Genomic DNA, 20,327 nt, shown 5'->3' on the forward strand with positions numbered 1-20,327 from the left:
ATGAGGGATGACGATGAGCCATTTGTTAACGATGAGTGAATTATCGGAACAAGAAATTTCAGAAATCCTAAAAGACGCAGAAGATTTCGCGAATGGAAAAGAGAGAAAAACGACAGAGCAAACATTTGTTGCGAACTTGTTCTTTGAGAATAGTACGAGGACGAGATTTAGCTTTGAAGTTGCTGAGAAGAGATTAGGACTTGAAGTATTAGACTTTTCCGCAGATGCATCTAGCGTACAAAAAGGTGAAACTTTATACGATACGATAAGAACACTAGAATCAATCGGAACAAAAGCGGTAGTCATCCGCCATGAGCAAGATCGTTACTTCGATGAATTAAAAGATCAGGTGAATATCCCAATCTTGAACGCTGGAGATGGATGTGGAAATCATCCAACGCAATGTCTACTCGATCTTCTAACAATTAAACAAGAGTTTGGAAGATTTGAAGGTTTGAAGATTGCAATAGTTGGGGATGTTCGTCATAGCCGAGTAGCACGTTCTAATGCAGAAGCATTAACGAAACTGGGCGCGACAATTTACTTTGCAAGCCCAGAAGAGTGGAAAGATGAAGAGAACACATTTGGAACGTACAAGAGTTTAGATGAACTTGTTCCAGAAGTGGATGTGATGATGTTACTTCGTGTACAACATGAGCGTCATGACCATTATGAAACAGACATTATGAAAGAGTATCACGAGCAACATGGGTTAACAGTTGAAAGAGAAAAACGTATGAAAGAAGGAAGCATTATTATGCATCCAGCCCCTGTAAACCGTGATGTTGAAATTGCGAGTGAACTTGTCGAGTGTGAACGCTCACGCATATTCAAGCAAATGGAAAACGGGGTCTACGTAAGAATGGCTGTACTAAAACGCGCATTACCAAATGTATTAGGAGGAATGAAACATGAATTATTTGTTTAAAAATGGTCGTTATATGAATGCAGAAGGAACAATTGTAGCAACAGATCTTCTCGTACAAGACGGTAAAATTGCGAAGGTAGCAGAAAATATTACGGCAGATAATGCTGAAGTAATCGATGTAAATGGAAAGTTAATCGCACCTGGATTAGTAGATGTACACGTTCATCTTCGTGAACCAGGTGGTGAACATAAAGAAACAATTGAAACAGGAACACTTGCAGCAGCAAAAGGTGGATTTACTACAATTTGCGCAATGCCAAACACACGCCCAGTACCAGATTGTAAAGAACATATGGAAGACCTGCAAAAGCGTATTAAAGAAAAAGCACATGTAAATGTATTACCATATGGAGCAATTACAGTACGTCAAGCAGGTTCTGAAATGACCGATTTTGAAACGTTAAAAGAACTTGGAGCGTTTGCTTTCACTGATGATGGCGTAGGCGTGCAAGATGCAAGCATGATGTTAGCTGCAATGAAGCGTGCATCGAAATTAAATATGGCAGTTGTTGCACACTGTGAAGAGAACACACTTATTAATAAAGGATGTGTACATGAAGGGAAGTTTTCTGAGAAACACGGATTAAACGGTATCCCATCAGTATGTGAATCCGTACATATTGCCCGGGACATCTTACTTGCGGAAGCTGCAAATTGTCACTACCACGTATGTCACGTAAGTACAAAAGGATCTGTACGTGTAATCCGTGACGCGAAACGTGCTGGAATTAAGGTGACAGCAGAAGTAACACCGCATCACTTAGTATTATGTGAAGATGATATCCCATCGGCTGATCCTAACTTTAAAATGAATCCACCGCTTCGAGGAAAAGAAGATCATGCAGCGTTAATTGAAGGACTATTAGATGGAACAATTGATATGATCGCAACTGACCATGCACCGCATACTGCAGAAGAGAAAGCGCAAGGGATTGAAAGAGCACCGTTCGGAATTACTGGTTTTGAAACAGCATTCCCGCTTTTATATACAAACCTTGTGAAAAAAGGAATCATTACATTAGAGCAACTGATTCAATTCTTAACAGAAAAACCGGCTGACACATTCGGTTTAGAAGCAGGGCGCCTAACAGAAGGTAGAACAGCTGATATTACAATTATCGATTTAGAACAAGAAGAAGAAATTGATCCAACAACATTCTTATCAAAAGGAAAAAACACACCATTCGCAGGTTGGAAATGCCAAGGTTGGCCGGTTATGACAATCGTTGGTGGTAAGATCGCATGGCAAAAGGAGAGTGCATTAGTATGAAAAGACAACTTATCTTAGAAGATGGAACAGTATTAATTGGAAAAGGTTTCGGAGGAGAAATAGAAAAGTCAGGTGAGGTTGTATTTACAACTGGGATGACTGGATATCAAGAAACTTTATCTGATCCATCATACTGCGGTCAAATCGTAACATTTACGTATCCATTAATCGGAAACTACGGCATTAACCGTGATGATTTTGAATCAATTCACCCATCTGTAAATGGTTTAATCGTAAACGAAATTTGTGATCATCCATCAAACTTCCGTAATGAAATTTCGTTAAATGATTACTTGAAAGAAAGAAATATCCCAGGATTAGCAGGAATTGATACGAGAAAATTAACAAGAAAAATTCGTCAATATGGAACTTTACGCGGACGTCTTTGCAATATGGATGTGGATGTAGAGGATATCGTTAGTCAATTGAAAGCAACTGTCTTTACAGATCATGTGAAACGCGTATCAACAAAAGATCCATATCCAAGTCCAGGCCGTGGATACCGAGTTGTACTTGTAGACTTCGGAATGAAACATGGTATTTTACGAGAATTAAATAAGCGTGATTGTGATGTAATTGTTGTACCTTACAATACAACAGCAGAAGAAATTCTACGCCTTAGCCCAGATGGAATTATGTTAAGTAATGGACCTGGGGACCCAAAAGATGTACCAGAAGCAATTGAAATGTTAAAAGAAATTATTGGTAAAGTTCCTTTATTCGGGATTTGCCTAGGACATCAATTGTTCGCCCTAGCATCTGGTGCGAATACAAGTAAGTTAAAATTCGGTCACCGTGGTTTAAATCATCCAGTAAAAAATCTTGCAACTGGAAAAGTAGCAATTACATCTCAAAACCATGGTTACGCAGTAGAAGAAGAATCAGTTGGAAATACAGAACTGGAAATTACACATGTTGCTTTAAATGATGGAACAGTAGAAGGTCTTCGTCATACGAAGTTCCCAGCATTTACAGTGCAATACCATCCAGAAGCTTCTGCAGGACCAGAAGATGCAAATGATTTATTCGAAGATTTCTTAGCAATGATTGAAAACTTCAAGAAAGAAGGGGAAGAGTTATGCCAAAACGCCTAGACATTAACACAATTTTAGTAATCGGATCAGGACCAATTGTAATTGGGCAAGCAGCAGAGTTTGATTACTCTGGTACACAAGCTTGTCAATCTCTTAGAGAAGAAGGTTACAAAGTAATCCTTGTTAACTCTAACCCAGCAACAATTATGACAGATACTGCAACAGCAGATAAAGTATATATAGAACCATTAACATTAGAATTCGTAAGCCGTATCATTCGTAAAGAACGTCCAGATGCACTCCTACCAACATTAGGTGGTCAAACAGGCCTAAACATGGCTGTTGAACTTGCGAAATCAGGCATACTTGAAGAGTGCGGAGTTGAAATTTTAGGAACAAAATTATCAGCAATCGAGCAAGCCGAGGATCGTGACTTATTCCGTACATTAATGCAGGAATTAAATGAACCAATTCCATCTAGCACGATTATTCATACGCTGGAAGAAGCACATGAATTTGTAAAAGAAATTGGTTATCCAGTTATTGTTCGCCCAGCATTTACAATGGGGGGAACAGGTGGCGGAATCTGTAATAATGAAGAAGAACTAATTGAAATCGTATCAGGTGGATTAAAACATAGTCCAGTAACACAATGTCTATTAGAAAAGAGTATTGCTGGTTGTAAGGAAATTGAATATGAAGTAATGCGCGATTCGAATGATAACGCGATTGTAGTATGTAACATGGAAAATATCGATCCGGTTGGGGTTCACACAGGTGATTCTATCGTTGTAGCACCGAGCCAAACATTAAGTGACCGTGAGTATCAAATGTTACGAAACACTTCATTAAGAATTATTCGTGCATTAGGAATTGAAGGTGGATGTAACGTTCAGCTTGCACTTGATCCACATAGCTTCCAATACTATGTAATCGAAGTAAACCCGCGTGTGAGTCGTTCGTCTGCACTAGCATCTAAAGCAACCGGATATCCAATTGCGAAGCTAGCGGCGAAAATTGCAGTCGGTTTAACATTAGATGAAATTATAAACCCAGTAACACAAAAAACATACGCTTGCTTCGAGCCAGCATTAGACTATGTTGTTTCAAAAATTCCACGTTGGCCATTTGATAAGTTTGAATCAGCAAACAGAACACTTGGTACACAAATGAAGGCAACTGGTGAAGTTATGTCAATTGGACGTAACTTAGAACAATCATTATTAAAAGCGATCCGTTCTTTAGAGCTTGGCGTTTATCACCTAGAGTTAGACCACTTAAAAGAGCTTGATAAAGAAACGATGAAAAAGCGTATTATAAAAGCTGATGACGAGCGTCTGTTCGTTGTAGCAGAAGCGATCCGTCAAGGTGTAACGAAAGAAGAAATCAACGAATGGTGTGAAATGGACTTCTTCTTCTTACAAAAAGTTGAAAATATCGTAAACATGGAACGCGAAGTAAAAGCGAATGTAGGAAATATGGAAGTGTTACAATCTGCGAAAGAAATGGGCTTCAGTGACCATTACATCGCCAATGCTTGGAACAAAACAGAGCGTGAAATTTACGATATGCGTAAAGAAAGCAATATGACTCCTGTTTATAAGATGGTAGATACTTGTGCGGCAGAGTTTGAATCTGCAACACCATACTACTACAGCACATATGGTGACGAGAATGAATCGATTGTAACAGATCGTAAGAGTGTAGTTGTACTAGGATCTGGTCCAATCCGTATTGGTCAAGGTGTTGAGTTTGATTATGCAACAGTTCACTCTGTATGGGCAATAAAAGAAGCTGGGTATGAGGCAATCATTGTTAATAACAACCCAGAAACAGTTTCAACAGACTTCAGTATTTCTGACAAATTATACTTTGAACCATTAACAATCGAAGATGTAATGCATATTATCGATTTAGAAAAGCCAGAAGGTGTTATCGTCCAATTCGGTGGACAAACGGCAATTAACTTAGCGGCTAAATTAGAAGCACACGGTGTGAAAATCTTAGGAACATCACTTGAAGATTTAGACCGTGCAGAAGATCGTGATAAGTTTGAAGCAGCTTTAACAAAGCTTGGTATCCCACAACCAGTTGGTAAAACAGCAACGACTGTAGAGCAAGCAGTAGCGATCGCTGACAAAATTGGTTACCCAGTATTAGTAAGACCATCTTACGTACTAGGTGGACGTGCGATGGAAATCGTATATCGTCAAGAAGAATTACTGCACTACATGAAAAATGCGGTTAAAGTTCACGCAGATCACCCAGTATTAATCGACCGTTATATGGTTGGTAAAGAAATTGAAGTAGATGCAATTTCAGACGGTGAGAATGTATTCATTCCAGGTATTATGGAACATATCGAACGCGCTGGAGTTCACTCTGGGGATTCAATTGGAGTATATCCACCACAGAGCTTATCTGAAAAACTAAAAGAACAAATTATTGAACATACAATTGGGCTTGGAAAAGGTTTAAACATTGTTGGATTACTAAACATTCAGTTTGTAGTTTTCAAAGATGAAGTGTATGTAATTGAAGTAAATCCACGTGCGAGCCGTACAGTACCATTCTTAAGTAAAATTACAGGCGTACCGATGGCAAATATCGCAACGAAAGTTATTTTAGGTCAAAACCTTGTAGAACAAGGATATGGAACTGGCTATCACCCAGAAGAGAAGGAAGTGTATGTAAAAGCACCGGTATTCTCATTTGCGAAACTACGCTCAGTTGATACAACATTAGGGCCTGAAATGAAATCAACAGGGGAAGTAATGGGTAAAGATTTAACGCTTGAAAAAGCATTATATAAAGGACTTGTTGCTTCAGGAATTAACATTCCAACGCACGGATCAGTAATCATCACTGTAGCGGATAAAGATAAAGAAGAAGCGATGGAAATCGCAAAACGCTTCCATGAAATCGGCTATAACTTATTAGCAACAGCAGGAACAGCACAATCGCTAACAGAACAAAACATTCCGGTGCAAGTTGTAAACAAAATTGATTCTGAAGACTACAACTTACTTGATATTATCCGTCAAGGGAAAGCTCAGTTTGTAATCAATACATTAACAAAAGGAAAACAACCAGCGCGTGATGGTTTCCGCATTCGCCGTGAATCAGTAGAAAATGGTGTGGCTTGCTTAACATCACTTGATACAACGAGAGCAATCTTGAGAGTATTAGAATCTATGACATTCTCAGCTCATTCAATGAAAGAAATTACGCAAACGAAGCGTCACGAGGTGGTACATGCATGATGCAAAAGCAAAATATGATCGTCGTTAACCAAAAAGAAATCGCAAAAAACATTTACGAATTAGTGCTTCAAGGGGATTTAGTGCAGCAAATGAACGATCCAGGGCAGTTTGTACACATTAAGGTAGCAGAGGGCATTACGCCCCTTCTGCGCCGCCCAATTAGTATTTGTAATGTCGATCAAGACAAGAACGAATTTACAATGCTATATCGTGCGGAAGGACAAGGAACAAAAACATTAGCGAAAAGAAAACAAGGTGAACTTGTAGATGTTTTAGGACCACTTGGTCATGGATTTCCTGTAGAAGAAGCGGAATCTGGACAAACGGCTCTATTAGTTGGTGGGGGAATTGGTGTACCACCACTATATGAATTGTCACAGCGTCTTGTAGCAAAAGGAGTACGCGTTATTCACATCTTAGGTTTCCAAACGAAAGATGTTGTCTTCTATGAAGAGAAATTCGCAGAACTTGGTGATACGTATGTTGCAACAGTTGATGGTACACATGGTACAAAAGGGTTTGTAACAGATGTAATCGATAGCTATGGAATTGACTTTGACATTCTCTACTCATGTGGACCTTTAGCGATGCTTCGTGCATTAGAAGGACGCTATAAGGAGAGAAAAGCCTACATTTCATTAGAAGAACGTATGGGCTGTGGTATTGGAGCATGTTTCGCATGTGTATGCCATTTGCAAGCAGATCCGAGTGGACATTCTTACAAGAAGGTGTGTAGCGACGGACCAGTATTTCCAATCGGGGAGGTTGTACTATGAACAGATTGCAAGTTGAATTACCAGGGTTATCATTAAAAAATCCAATCATCCCAGCATCTGGTTGCTTCGGATTTGGTCGTGAGTATGCACAGTTCTATGATTTAAGTGTACTTGGATCAATTATGATTAAAGCGACAACAGAACAACCTCGTTATGGAAACCCAACGCCTCGTGTTGCTGAAACACCAGGCGGAATGCTAAATGCAATCGGGCTTCAAAATCCTGGATTAGAAAAGGTAATGAATTCTGAATTACCTTTTCTCGAGCAATTTGATCTTCCGATTATTGCAAACGTTGCGGGTTCACAAGCTGAGGATTACGTAGCGGTTGCGAAGGCGATTTCAAAGGCACCTAATGTTCATGCGCTAGAATTAAATATTTCTTGTCCAAACGTAAAAACGGGTGGTATCGCTTTTGGTACAAATCCTGAAATTGCTGCTGATTTAACGAAGCGAGTAAAAGAGGTTTCTGAAGTACCGGTATATGTGAAATTGTCACCGAACGTGGCAAACATTGTGGAAATTGCAAAAGCAATTGAAAATGCGGGTGCGGACGGTTTAACGATGATTAATACATTGCTTGGTATGCGTCTAGATTTAAAAACTGCAAAACCAATTTTAGCAAACCGTACGGGCGGACTATCAGGGCCTGCGATTAAGCCAGTAGCAATTCGTATGGTACATGAAGTAAGTCAAGCGGTTAACATTCCGATCATCGGAATGGGTGGTATTGAAACAGCGGAAGATGTAATTGAATTCTTCTATGCTGGCGCAAGCGCGGTTGCAGTTGGAACGGCGAACTTTATCGATCCGTTCGTATGTCCGACAATTATTGAAGAATTACCAGCATTACTAGATGAATTAGGATTTGATCATATTTCGGAATGTCAAGGAAGGAGCTGGAAGCAAACATGTCACAGTCGTTAATCGTTGCACTAGATTTTCCAGGGAAACAAGAGGTAGAACAATTCTTACACCACTTTGAAGGGGAAGAGTTATTTGTCAAAGTTGGTATGGAGTTGTTTTACAAAGAAGGTCCTGCAATTATTACGTACTTAAAAGAAAAAGGACATAAAATCTTCCTAGATTTAAAACTTCATGATATTCCGAATACGGTAAAAAGCGCTATGCGTAGCCTAGCTAGTCTAGATGTAGATATGGTAAATGTTCATGCTGCTGGGGGAAGCAGTATGATGAAAGCTGCGATTGAGGGATTAGAGGAAGGTAAGCAAGAAGGAAAAGAGAGACCGATTTGTATTGCCGTTACACAATTAACAAGCACTTCGGAAGCTATGATGAAAAAAGAGATTGGCATTGAGAAAACGTTAGAAGAAGCGGTTGCTCATTATGCAAAATTAACGAAAGAAAGTGGACTTGATGGCGTTGTTTGTTCAACACTTGAAGTACCAAAATTACGTGAAGTATGCGGAAATGAATTTGTAACAGTAACACCGGGGATTCGTCTTGCAAGCGATGATGTAAATGACCAAGTGCGCGTAGCAACACCGAAACGTGCGAGGGAACTTGGTTCAAGCTACATCGTAGTAGGACGTAGTATTACAAAAGCAGAAAATCCGCTTGAAGCGTATAAAACAGTAAAACAACAGTGGGAAGGTGTAACAGTATGAAAAAAGAAATCGCATCGCATTTATTAGAAATTGGAGCAGTATTTTTACAACCGAATGACCCATTTACTTGGTCTTCTGGTATAAAATCACCAATTTATTGTGATAATCGTTTAACTTTATCTTATCCAAAAGTACGCCAAGCGATTGCAGCTGGATTAGAAGAGTTAATTAAAGAGCACTTCCCAACTGTAGAAGTTATTGCAGGAACAGCAACTGCTGGTATTGCGCACGCTGCATGGGTAAGCGATCGTATGGATTTACCAATGTGCTACGTGCGTAGTAAAGCAAAAGGTCACGGTAAAGGGAACCAAATCGAGGGAAAAGCTGAAAAAGGTCAAAAAGTAGTAGTAGTAGAAGACTTAATTTCAACTGGCGGTAGTGCAATTACATGTGTAGAAGCACTTCGCGAAGCTGGCTGTGAAGTATTAGGAATCGTATCAATCTTCACATACGAGCTTGAGTCAGGAAAAGAGAAACTAGAAGCAGCAAACGTAGCATCGTATTCTTTAAGTGATTACAGTGCATTAACTGAAGTTGCAGCAGAAAAAGGTATGATCGGACAAGCTGAAACGAAAAAATTACAAGAGTGGCGTAAAAATCCAGCTAATGAAGCTTGGATCACAGCGTAACACGAAAAAAGACGACCGCGGGGGAACGCTGTCGTCTTTTTTATATCATTGCTAAAATTTTATGTAAAGTTCCATCGATATCAAAGAAAATCATATTACAATCTCCTCACTAATAACTACTTATTATTTTCTGCAACTTCATATCCTCTCACAAACAATAGAGTCATATAAGAAATAATAAATGAGAAGATACTATACATACCGACCCAAAAGAAAAACTTTGGAGGGAAGGCGATAGCACCTACTATTAAAAAACTAGCAAACGTTACAATTGGCATTACATAGTACATTCTCGTTCTACGTGTTCCAATAACAGAAACGATAAAGATAAGTAATGGACAAATTAATAAGACAAAAATCAATTCATTCATAGTTATGTCCCCTTTTCTAATTGAAGTAATCTGTTTCTCGTAAACGTTTTGAAATAAATACTCTCCTAATATAACTTCGCTAACATATACATAATCCCTTTTGAAAGTCAGTAATAAATGATTGATTTCACATTAAAAAATGTAAGCAAGAGAATACTCGCTTACGCTATAGAATAAACATCGCAACGATCGTGGTGACGATTAAGCCAATCACAACTGGTAAAAAGTTTCGGCGTGCAAGTTCAAACGGATCTACTTTGCATATGGCAGCGGCAGGAATAAGCGCCCAAGGAATTAAAGTGCCACCGCCGGTCCAGATTGCTGCAATTTGCCCAAGTGCTGTTAATGTAGCTGTTCCATGCCCAAGTGCTGTTCCGAAAAGATTGGCAATCGAACCAGCAAGTGATATACCGGAAAAGCCAGATCCATCTAAGCCTGTTATGACACCAACGATAGTTAATGTTCCTGCCGATACATATTGGTTTAAAGGAACAGTTTGAGATAAGGCGATTCCTAAGTCGTTAATGATTCCATGTGAACCTTTTGGTAAATAGTCCCCGATAATTTTCACAAAGCCGCTATCTCCTAAATAAAAGAGTGCAGCAATTGGAATAACTGGACCAAAAATTTTAAATCCAAATTGGAGTCCTTCTATAAAATAATCAGTCGTTTTATTTAGTCCATTTCCTTTGTAGGCGATGAGAGAAATAATGCTAATCATAATAACTGTCGTCCCGCCGATAAGTGCAGTTGCGTCGCTTCCTTGTAGTTTAAATTGCATCATGCAAAGAATGTCGATGGCATATACGATTGGAATGCAAATAGCAAGCCATTTTTTTGCCCGAGGAGATAATGAAGTGAGCGTTTTAGAAGGCTCGGTTGATGGGATAGATTCTTGTATAGATAAGCCTGTATGAAATTCTTTTCGTAAGAAGAAAAATGCGACAGAAGTTGTCACAATACCCATAACGATAACGAGGGGAACACTGGCAGAAACAACGCTGGAAACAGGGAGACCAGCAGCATCTGCAGTTAATTTCGGTGCACCTTGAATAACGAAGTCACCAGATAAGGCGATGCCGTGTCCGAATAAGTTCATAGCGATTGCGACTCCAATTGGCGGAAGGCCGACGCGTACAGCGACTGGTAATAAAATGGCCCCCATTAAGGCGACAGCTGGAGAAGGCCAAAAGAAAAAGGAAATTGTCATCATTAAAAGACCGATAATCCAGTAGGCATGTGCAGGTGTACGAATCATTTTTGTAAATGGTGAAATCATCGTATCATTTATGCCGGTATGAACGAGTAGATTGCTCATTGATACGATAATGGAGATGATCAATATAGTTGGTAATAGTTCGGTAATGGCGTAAATGAAACTTTGAAAAATACCACTAATGGCAAGAGGGATAGAACCTGTTGCGGTTAATGCCAATAAAAAGATAAAAACGATACAAATGATCGTCGTATCTTTTCTAAAAATAAAAAAGGTAATAATAGTGAGTAAACAAAGAACATAGAGAGCATGTAAAAGCGTTAATTCAACTCCCATGGCATTCACATCCTTTAGGCGTTCGTGTAGTTCATTGTATGAAAGCGGTGAAGGTATGTGAGTATAGGAAAAAGAAAAAAAGTGAAATTTCATGTACTGTAATGGTAATACTTGAAAATGGATGATACAATACAATTAATCCTAAAAATGGAATTTAAGGAGGGCTTATGCGCAAAAAAATTGGATTTTGGGGATTTATCATATCTTGTAGTCTATTAATCATTTTAAATCTGCTTACAAACAATGAATGGATAAGTATCATACCTGTTTTTGGGTTTGTTTTTATACTGTTATATCGTTGGGATGACATGAAACAACATGGTAAGAAAAGTATTGGAATTATGATAGGTATCATTGTTGTTTGTTCATTTGTCGTAGGGGTTATTTTAATAGAGGGCCAAAAGCAAATGGAGAAAATGTCTATTTTTCAAGATTGGATGTCTTCTGCGAAAGGTCTTTATCTTGTAATTGTAGTCGTTATTTTTCTAAGAGTCATGATAAGAATAGCAAGTTACATATTAAAGGAGAAGTAGAATGTGGGAGTACGAATGAGAGAGAAAATAGGGTATTATGGTGTGCTCGGTTGTTTAATATTATCAGTTATTTCGGGGCAATTTCTTAAAAGTGAATGGGTACCAGTAATATTATGTATAGGAGTATTGATTTTTGCTCCTATGTATCGCTGGGATGAATGGAAGGCATATAGTCGAAAAAAGAAAATTGTTTTCAGCATCGAGTTTGTCATTATAATTAGCACGATTCCGTTTTTGTTATTGAAAGGAAATGAGATAATAGATGGAATTGTAATTTTTCAAGGGTGGTTATTTATCGCGAAATTGTTATATTTAATATGCATTCTAATAGCGCTAGCAGTGGTCGGTAAAAAAGTAAACGAAAAGCTATTCGCTAATGAATAAAAGAAAGTGCCACCTTATTCGGTGGCACTTTCTTATTTTACTGAATGTGATTTTTGCATCTTTTTAACTAAACGAATTTGTCCGCGATGATTGATTTCATCTTCAAATACGTGAAACCATTTAAAGTAGTTATTTGCTGGTTTGTCATGCCAAAAGTCGGTTGTTTTAAATAGCCATTCGTCAGGTAAAGACTGAAATGTTTCGATCGTTTTAGAGCGCACTTCTTGTAACGTATTTATGTAAAATTCTATTGAGTTTCCTTTTATTTTCTCACGTCCAAGATTTCCTAACTCAACAGCAGGTAACCAGCGTTCTAATTCAGCATCTGTTGGTTCACGATCTTCAAAAGTATGAATCTGGTAGTAAAATTCAATAGCGGCCATATGGTACAATAACATGCCAATTGAATTTGCTTCATCATCATATAAATAATCAAGTTCTTCAATTGTTAAGCCTTCGACAGCCTGCATTGTTGTATAGCGAGCGTAATTCATCATGGAAACAAGTTTTGAAAACTCAACTTGTAAACCATCTACCTTATCGATTACAAAGTTCAATTAAAATTCCCCCTCTTTAAACAATTACTCCAGAGAAGGAATTCTATGTGTAAAGAAAAAACTCCTGTTAAAAAGTTCATGATTTTTAACAGGGAATGACAATTAGTTCCCGATTTGCCTTTGTAATAACCTCATAGCCCTCTTTTGTGATGACAATATCATCTTCAATTCTACACCCGCCCCAGTTTGGTATATAAATACCTGGTTCAACTGTAACAACCATACCTTCTTCTAAAGTAGCCTTACTTTCTTGGGATAGACGGAGAGGTTCATGAATTTCTAACCCAAGCCCATGACCAGTAGAGTGGCCGAAATATTGACCGTATCCATGTTCAGTAATGTAATCTCTCGTTATATCATCGATACTTTTCGCAGTTTCTCCAGGCTTAATGGCTGCAGTTCCACGTTTTAATGCTTCTAATACAACATTATATATTTTTTTGAATTCTTCTGATGGTTCGCCGATTGCTACAGTACGTGTTAAATCGGAACAATATCCGTTATAAAGTGCACCGAAATCTAATGTAACGATATCGCCGTGCTCGATTATTTTATTCGATGCAACACCATGAGGAAGGGAAGAACGAACGCCAGATGCTACAATAATTTGAAATGATGAGGATGTAGCCCCTTTCTTTCGCATGAAAAATTCTAATTCATCTCGGACATCAGTCTCACTTATTCCTGGCTTTAGAAACGTAAGGATGTGGTGAAATGATTCGTCAGCAATATTAGCCGCAATTTTCATTGTTTCTATTTCAGGTGTGTCTTTAATAATGCGAATATCTTCGATGATTTCGCACACTTGCACCATTTCCGCATGTATGTATTTTTGTAAGTTTTTATATTGTTGTAATGTCATGTTATTTTCTTCAATTCCAAGTTTTTTAATGTTTAATTTCGATACTTGATTTGCGATTTCTTTTTCTAGATTTCCTTTATGCATAATAATTTCAGCTTCTTTTATTTGTGATTTCGCTTGATCTACATAGCGAAAATCAGTTATAAAAACCGCTTTATTCGCAGAGATTAAGACGACGCCAGCGCTGCCTGTAAAGCCTGTTGCATATTGGCGATTTTCTTTTTTTGTAATAAGTAATCCGTCAATTTCATATTTTTGTAGTTGATTTTGGATTTTATTAATTCTTAAATTCATGTTAATTTCCCCCTTTTCACAGTATTGAATAAAGCAAATAGCGTGCCAAAAGATAACTTTAGAGAAAGGATAGTGGGGAATATATATATAAGGGAAGGTAAAGTAAAGCTCTGTCCGCTATTTGTGGGAAGGACTATTTGAAAACTACGGATTGCTTCAAAATATTAGTGAGCAAATGAAAAGAAAATCGAATCGATTTTTTTACACACTGTAAAAAAATTTATACAAATACGAGAAAATAATGTCAAATTTTTTTGGAATATCGAAGTTAGGAAAGAAAAGGATAAGCGATGTTTAGAGTGTATATTTGAAAATAACATTACATTTATTGTTTATTTTAATATAAAAATTAATATATAAATAAAAAAATTATTGATACAATAGGTAATTGTTGGGTTTCTCTCGAAGATAGGGATACGTAACGAATAAATAGGATTAAGGAATGTGAGTATATGAAAAAATTAAGTAAAGTAATGTCATTTTGCTTGGTAGTTAGTATGTTTGTTCTAGCAGGTTGTGAAAAAAGTGAAAACAAAGTTCAAGTAAATGAAAAGATTGAACAGCTTGATGAAGCACCAGAAGTGACAGGAAAAGAAGCGAAAAAGATTGTACGAAAGAGCGTAGATAGGATAGCAAACGCTTTTAGTGAGATGGAAAAGGAAAATGGATGGAGCCGAAATAATCCTGGAGATATGGAGACAGCGAAAAAAGGAGTTAAGGGATTAGTTACAGATAAGTTTGTAGAAAATCAGCTACCTAAGTCGCTTGACACATTTAATAGGTCTAGAGAGACGGATATGTTGCCATTCCCAATTCATATTGAGCCAGACGTGAGAATAACTTGTTCACAGAAAAATGATGTTTTAAAGATTGAGACGCTTATCCTTGCAAATGATATGGGGAATGAAGCGGAGACGTGGGAATTTGTTTTAGTTTATACCGATGGAAAATGGTTAATGGATAAATGGTCATCAAATACGCCAGTAGATTTAAAGTTAACTAAAGAAGAAGCTAACGAAATTCTTAGAGTTCAAGGTTTCAAGAATGTCTCTTTCGTTAGAGAAGAGAATAGTGGAAATAAGAAATATATTTTTAAAGAAAGTAACGGAGTAGTTGCTGTGGATGCCCAAACATCTGTTATTACTCACAATGTAGATGATGAAGAGCAAGAAAAGGTAACGAAACAAGATTTTATTCAAGAGCAAGAAACAGCTAAGGGAAATGATTCCAGTACGTATACTAGTTCAAAAGAAGAGAAGCAGCCAAAAAAAGAATCTTCTTCAGTATTAGGTAAAACTAAGGCTCTAAATGAGTTAGTTGCTCTAGAAAACGAAGAAAAACATACAAATGTTATGTCAACAAATGACATAGTAAATGAAATAGAAGGAAATTATCAACTATGGGATAATAAACTAAATGAAATTTACAGTACATTAAAAAATACGATGTCAGCTGATGCATTTCAGTCATTAAAAACAAAACAGATTGCATGGGTTAAAGAAAAAGAAAGTAAAGTTACAGTGATTGGTACAGATCCAAATAATGGAACGATGAGACGTATAGAGGCTTCGGAAGAGAAATATAAGATGACAAAAGAAAGATGTTACGAATTAGTTAATGGATATATGAACTAAATTAAAGAATGCGTTGCTAGCTAGCAACGCATTTTTTAATTTATGCTTTTAATTTCATTACTGTATCAGCATCTGGTGTTACATATAATGTTTGTTGATTGTCATATGTAACAAATCCAAGTTTTGCACCGCTCGGTTTTTTGACATGGCGTACCTTTGTGAAATCTACAGGAACAGAACTAGAATCTTTTGCTTTACTGTAATAAGCAGCGATTTTAGCGGCCTCTTGTAAAGTCTCTTCCGTAGGTTCAAGAGAACGAATGACAACGTGGGACCCAGGTATGTCTTTCGTATGTAACCAAATTTCATCACGACGGGAGAATTTCGTTGTTAAATAATCATTTTGCTTATTGTTTTTACCGACGAAAATTTCTGTGCCATCACTAGCTAAATATTTGTCCAATACTGGTTTTGTCGGTTTTTTCTTTGTGTTTTTTTTCTTACGATTACGTACATAACCTTCTTCGGTCAGTTCTTCACGAATCTCTTCAATATCTTTTGAAGAAGCAACCTCCATTTGTTGAAGTAAGCTATCGAAATAAAGAATTTCTTCATTTGTTTTTACGATTTGTTCTTCTACAATAGCGACTGAATTTTTCGCTTTTTGGTACTTTTGGAAATAGCGTTGTGCATTTTCAGATGGTGTTTTTAAAGGATTTAATGTGATTTTTACAGTCCCACCATTTTCGTCGTAATAGTTAACGACTTCTATCTCCTTATCACCTTTTTTCAAAGCGTACATATTGGCTGTAAGTAGCTCTCCAAATAGTTGATATTTATCTGCTTTTCCGGCATCTTGTAATGTTTTTTCTAGTTTAATTAGCTTCTTTTCGTTTTTTGTTTTTTCATTTTGCATAAAGCGTTCTAAATCGTGAGCTTGTTGTTTTACACGATCGCGCTCTGCTTTACCAAAGAAGAAACGATCTAATAATTCACTAACAGATGAAAATGTTTTTTCGTTTCCTTGTAAGTGAGAAAGAGGGAATAGGTAAAAGAACTCTTTTCCATTTGCTGTTATCATGGCAGGCACGTACTGATGTGTTAGCAAAGGTTTTTGCAAGCTGAAGAAAGCTTCAGATAATGCTTTTTCATTTGCCATACCTGCTTTTTTCACAACTTCTTTTGCAAATAATGGGGAAATTCCCATGAATGCTCCGACAAGTTGTTTGTCCATGTTGCCAGATAAAAAGTCTAGCGGTTTAATAAAATCATCTTCTGTTTCGATAAGAAGCGGATTAACTTTATGTTGTGCCGGTGGGGCAACATATTCAGCTCCAGCATATACAGTACGATGTCGGTTTACCGCTAAAGAAACGTGTTTTAAGCTATCTAAAATAACATTTGTTTTCGTATCTACTAAGATAATATTACTGTGTCGTCCCATTATTTCGATTACTAATGTTTTTACTGATTCGTCACCGATTTCATTGCGACTGCGGACTGTAATTTGAATAATACGTTCTAAGTCAATTTGTTCAATTTTTTCAATAAATCCACCTTCTAAATGTTTGCGAAGAAGCATACAAAACATCGGCGGTAGCGCTGGTGAATTGTAGTTTTGATTTGTTAAGTGCATACGCGCATATGTAGGGTGAGATGAAAGAATTAGCTTTTGGTTTTTTCCGTTTGCTCGAATATGTAATAAAACTTCATATTTTGAGGGTTGATATATTTTTGAAATTCTTCCTGTTTGAAGAGAATTTGCAATTTCATGTGTAATGGCTCTTGTAAATAATCCATCGAATGCCATGAATGAACACTCCTTTCTAACTAAAAGTTAATTATAGCATTTTTTTGGACGAGGCTGAATAAGCTTTCATTAGAGTATGTCTGGAATCAGGAGGTCGATGGCAGGATGAACTGGTATGAAATGCGAGCACATGAAGTGGAGGAAAGAACGAATACGAATGTGGAGGTAGGTCTTACAGAGCAAGAAGCAGAGGGCCGATTAAAGAAATTTGGTACAAATGAATTGCAAGAAGCAAAGCGGCCTTCTGCGCTTATGGTGTTTTTAGCGCAATTTAAAGATTTTATGGTACTTGTTTTATTTGGTGCTACAATTATTTCAGCTTTTTTAGGAGAGTATATTGATTCGATTGCAATTGTTGCAATTGTTATTATTAATGGTGTCCTCGGTTTCTTCCAAGAGAGGAAAGCTGAAAAATCGTTGGAAGCTTTAAAAGAATTGGCAGCTCCTCAAGTTACTGTACTAAGAAATGGGAAGTGGATAAAAGCGCCGTCAAAAGCACTTGTACTAGGTGATATTATTAAATTTTCTAGTGGTGACCGTATTGGCGCGGATGTTCGCCTTGTGGAATCTTCAAGTTTATATATTGAAGAATCGGCTCTTACAGGAGAGTCATTGCCTGTACAAAAGAAGGTAGATGCGTTACAAGGTCAAGATGTTTCAATTGGTGATCAAAAAAACATGGCATTTATGGGGACGATGATAACGAGAGGTGCTGGAACAGGGGTAGTCGTAGCAACTGGAATGAATACAGCTATGGGGCAAATTGCAAATATGTTGCAAAATGCTGAGCAAATGGAAACGCCATTACAAAGAAGATTAGAACAGCTTGGAAAAATTTTAATTATTGTTGCTCTTATTTTGACGGCTCTTGTTGTACTAGCTGGTGTATATCAAGGGAATGAAGTGTATCACATGTTTTTGGCTGGGGTTTCGCTTGCTGTTGCAGCTATTCCAGAAGGATTGCCAGCTATCGTTACGGTTGCGCTATCACTTGGCGTACAGCGTATGATTAAAAAGAGGGCAATTGTGCGAAAGTTGCCAGCTGTAGAAACGTTAGGCTGTGCTTCTGTTATTTGCTCAGATAAAACAGGAACAATGACACAAAATAAAATGATGGTAACACATATGTGGTCAGGCGGAGAATTGTGGAAAGTAACAGGTCAAGGCTATGAGCCAACAGGTTCGTTTATGAAAGGTGAAGAAGTAATTGACCCTACTAAGACGAAATCACTGTATCAACTACTTACATTTGGCTGTTTATGTAATAATGCGAATGTCATTCAAAAGAAAAAGACGTATGTGTTAGATGGAGATCCAACAGAGGGAGCTCTCGTTGCTGCTGCAATGAAGGCGGGAATATCACGTGAAGCTCTTAAAGGAAAGTTTGAAGTCATTCGTGAATTTCCTTTTGATTCAACTAGAAAAATGATGAGCGTTATCGTTCGTGATCGTGAAGGTAAAAAATTTGTTATTACAAAAGGAGCACCAGATGTTCTTTTGCAAATGAGTCAAACAATTTTGTGGGGAAATAAGCAGCAGCCTTTAAGTGAAATGTATCGAAAAGAATTGCAGGCAGCGATTCATAGTTTAGGAAGTCAAGCTTTACGAACGATTGCGGTGGCATTTAAACCGTTAAAAGCTACAGATTCAATTGAACATGAAAGAGAAGTCGAGCAGGATTTTATGCTTGTTGGAATACAAGGAATGATAGATCCGCCAAGACTAGAAGTGGCGCAAGCGGTGAAAGAGTGTAAGGAAGCTGGTATTAGAACGGTAATGATTACGGGAGATCATAAAGTGACGGCAATGGCAATTGCGGAACAGCTAGGGGTTTTACCGGCGGGTGGACGCGTTGTTGAAGGTGTAGAACTTGCGAATATGGATGTAGAGGCATTAGAAGATATTGTAGAAGATACGTATGTATTCGCTCGTGTGTCTCCTGAGCATAAATTGAAAATCGTTAAGGCGCTGCAAAATAAGGGACATATAGTAGCTATGACAGGTGATGGAGTGAACGATGCTCCAGCTATTAAAACAGCTGATATAGGGATTGCGATGGGAATTACAGGGACAGATGTTGCAAAAGAAGCTTCTTCACTTGTGTTGTTAGATGATAACTTTGCTACGATTAAATCGGCGATTAAAGAAGGTAGAAACATATATGAAAATATTCGGAAGTTTATTCGGTATTTGTTAGCATCTAACGTTGGTGAAATTTTAGTTATGTTATTTGCGATGTTACTTGCACTGCCATTGCCGATGGTTCCAATTCAAATTTTATGGGTGAACTTAGTTACTGACGGTTTACCAGCGATGGCATTAGGTTTGGATAAGGCTGAAGGAGATGTGATGAAGAGAACACCACGCCATCCGAAAGAAGGGGTGTTCGCTAGAGGGCTTGCGTGGAAAATTATAAGTCGTGGTTTTTTAATCGGAGCAGTGACATTAGTAGCGTTTATTATTGCATTTAACCAGCATCCGAATGAATTGAAGTATGCACAAACGGTAGCCTTCGCAACATTAGTACTGGCTCAGCTTATTCATGTATTTGATTGTCGTAGTGAACATTCTATATTTCACCGCAACCCGTTTGGAAATATATATTTAGTAGGGGCGGTTATTATTTCTTTACTGTTAATGTTTGTAGTTATATATTATCCACCATTACAGCCGATTTTTAGCACAATGCCGATACAAGCACGAGATTGGTTGTTAATTGGAGGATTATCATCTATTCCGACCTTCTTATTAGTAGGATCCTTATTAACAAGAAAAAAGGAGAAAAAGAAAAAGCCGCTGTTATATAAGAAGGGATTAAACTTGAAATAGTCAATGATATGAAAATATGATATAATTTACAGAA

The 20,327-nt window shown here is 37.6% G+C and carries 17 protein-coding genes; 12 read left to right on the plus strand and 5 right to left on the minus strand.

Going from position 1 to position 20,327, the window contains the following annotated elements; genetic code table 11:
- The first annotated feature begins 13 nt into the window (after positions 1 to 13).
- The 8 genes from pyrB to pyrE are packed head-to-tail and all read left to right on the plus strand — an operon-like array spanning position 14 to position 9,527.
- Positions 14 to 928, plus strand: a complete 915-nt coding sequence (gene pyrB, locus JFT89_RS28810) for an aspartate carbamoyltransferase (protein ID WP_002128846.1) — start codon at positions 14 to 16, stop codon at positions 926 to 928.
- Positions 912 to 2,198, plus strand: a complete 1,287-nt coding sequence (gene pyrC / locus JFT89_RS28815; protein WP_002088243.1) for a dihydroorotase — start codon at positions 912 to 914, stop codon at positions 2,196 to 2,198. Before pyrB ends, pyrC begins: the two co-directional genes overlap by 17 nt.
- On the plus strand, positions 2,195 to 3,292 hold the full coding sequence (locus JFT89_RS28820) for a carbamoyl phosphate synthase small subunit (RefSeq protein ID WP_201040944.1): 1,098 nt from the start codon (positions 2,195 to 2,197) through the stop codon (positions 3,290 to 3,292). Before pyrC ends, JFT89_RS28820 begins: the two co-directional genes overlap by 4 nt.
- Positions 3,277 to 6,495 (plus strand): carbamoyl-phosphate synthase large subunit, encoded by a 3,219-nt coding sequence (gene carB, locus JFT89_RS28825; RefSeq protein ID WP_201040946.1) that lies wholly within the window; start codon positions 3,277 to 3,279, stop codon positions 6,493 to 6,495. The genes JFT89_RS28820 and carB overlap by 16 nt, the downstream gene beginning before the upstream one ends.
- Positions 6,492 to 7,271 carry a dihydroorotate oxidase B electron transfer subunit gene (gene pyrK, locus JFT89_RS28830; protein ID WP_002088239.1) on the plus strand — a complete coding sequence of 260 codons (780 nt, stop codon included), beginning with the start codon at positions 6,492 to 6,494 and terminating at the stop codon, positions 7,269 to 7,271. The genes carB and pyrK overlap by 4 nt, the downstream gene beginning before the upstream one ends.
- Positions 7,268 to 8,197 (plus strand): dihydroorotate oxidase B catalytic subunit, encoded by a 930-nt coding sequence (pyrD, locus tag JFT89_RS28835; RefSeq protein ID WP_002088238.1) that lies wholly within the window; start codon positions 7,268 to 7,270, stop codon positions 8,195 to 8,197. The genes pyrK and pyrD overlap by 4 nt, the downstream gene beginning before the upstream one ends.
- Positions 8,182 to 8,898, plus strand: coding sequence for an orotidine-5'-phosphate decarboxylase (gene pyrF, locus JFT89_RS28840; RefSeq protein WP_000083510.1), 717 nt, complete (start codon positions 8,182 to 8,184; stop codon positions 8,896 to 8,898). The genes pyrD and pyrF overlap by 16 nt, the downstream gene beginning before the upstream one ends.
- Positions 8,895 to 9,527 carry an orotate phosphoribosyltransferase gene (pyrE, locus tag JFT89_RS28845; protein ID WP_002137968.1) on the plus strand — a complete coding sequence of 211 codons (633 nt, stop codon included), beginning with the start codon at positions 8,895 to 8,897 and terminating at the stop codon, positions 9,525 to 9,527. The genes pyrF and pyrE overlap by 4 nt, the downstream gene beginning before the upstream one ends.
- Positions 9,528 to 9,643: 116 nt before the next feature.
- Here the strand turns inward: pyrE and JFT89_RS28850 are convergent, their stop codons facing one another.
- Together JFT89_RS28850 and JFT89_RS28855 are read right to left on the minus strand one after the other, a co-directional pair.
- A complete protein-coding gene (locus JFT89_RS28850) occupies positions 9,644 to 9,898 on the minus strand; it encodes a YbeF family protein (RefSeq protein ID WP_016096217.1) in 255 nt (84 codons plus the stop codon).
- A gap of 166 nt (positions 9,899 to 10,064) precedes the next feature.
- Positions 10,065 to 11,450: a hypothetical protein gene (locus tag JFT89_RS28855; protein WP_016096218.1), complete on the minus strand. Its 1,386-nt coding sequence runs from the start codon at positions 11,448 to 11,450 to the stop codon at positions 10,065 to 10,067.
- Between the two features lie 167 nt (positions 11,451 to 11,617).
- Between JFT89_RS28855 and JFT89_RS28860 the strand changes: the two genes are divergently transcribed.
- Together JFT89_RS28860 and JFT89_RS28865 are read left to right on the plus strand one after the other, a co-directional pair.
- Complete coding sequence (locus JFT89_RS28860; protein WP_016096219.1) at positions 11,618 to 11,983, plus strand: YoqO family protein; 366 nt, start codon at positions 11,618 to 11,620, stop codon at positions 11,981 to 11,983.
- Positions 11,984 to 11,998: 15 nt separating this feature from the next.
- The gene (locus JFT89_RS28865) at positions 11,999 to 12,367 is read left to right on the plus strand and encodes a YoqO family protein (protein ID WP_016096220.1); all 369 of its coding nucleotides are present in this window, start codon (positions 11,999 to 12,001) and stop codon (positions 12,365 to 12,367) included.
- 32 nt (positions 12,368 to 12,399) lie between these two features.
- Here the strand turns inward: JFT89_RS28865 and JFT89_RS28870 are convergent, their stop codons facing one another.
- Both JFT89_RS28870 and JFT89_RS28875 read right to left on the minus strand, forming a co-directional pair.
- The gene (locus JFT89_RS28870; RefSeq protein WP_002137963.1) at positions 12,400 to 12,924 is read right to left on the minus strand and encodes a DinB family protein; all 525 of its coding nucleotides are present in this window, start codon (positions 12,922 to 12,924) and stop codon (positions 12,400 to 12,402) included.
- Between the two features lie 85 nt (positions 12,925 to 13,009).
- Entirely contained in the window at positions 13,010 to 14,080 is a 1,071-nt protein-coding gene (locus tag JFT89_RS28875; RefSeq protein WP_016096221.1) for a M24 family metallopeptidase, read from the minus strand.
- Positions 14,081 to 14,532: 452 nt separating this feature from the next.
- Between JFT89_RS28875 and JFT89_RS28880 the strand changes: the two genes are divergently transcribed.
- Positions 14,533 to 15,714 (plus strand): lysozyme inhibitor LprI family protein, encoded by a 1,182-nt coding sequence (locus tag JFT89_RS28880; RefSeq protein ID WP_016096222.1) that lies wholly within the window; start codon positions 14,533 to 14,535, stop codon positions 15,712 to 15,714.
- Positions 15,715 to 15,754: 40 nt separating this feature from the next.
- Here the strand turns inward: JFT89_RS28880 and JFT89_RS28885 are convergent, their stop codons facing one another.
- Positions 15,755 to 17,464 (minus strand): Rqc2 family fibronectin-binding protein, encoded by a 1,710-nt coding sequence (locus JFT89_RS28885; protein WP_002014489.1) that lies wholly within the window; start codon positions 17,462 to 17,464, stop codon positions 15,755 to 15,757.
- A gap of 105 nt (positions 17,465 to 17,569) precedes the next feature.
- Here JFT89_RS28885 and JFT89_RS28890 point away from each other — a divergent pair, with 105 nt between their 5' ends.
- Entirely contained in the window at positions 17,570 to 20,293 is a 2,724-nt protein-coding gene (locus JFT89_RS28890) for a calcium-translocating P-type ATPase, SERCA-type (RefSeq protein WP_016096223.1), read from the plus strand.
- The last annotated feature ends 34 nt before the right edge of the window (positions 20,294 to 20,327 follow it).

The sequence above is a fragment of the Bacillus sp. TH25 genome (assembly GCF_016650935.1).
In the GTDB taxonomy this organism is placed as follows: domain Bacteria; phylum Bacillota; class Bacilli; order Bacillales; family Bacillaceae_G; genus Bacillus_A; species Bacillus_A mycoides.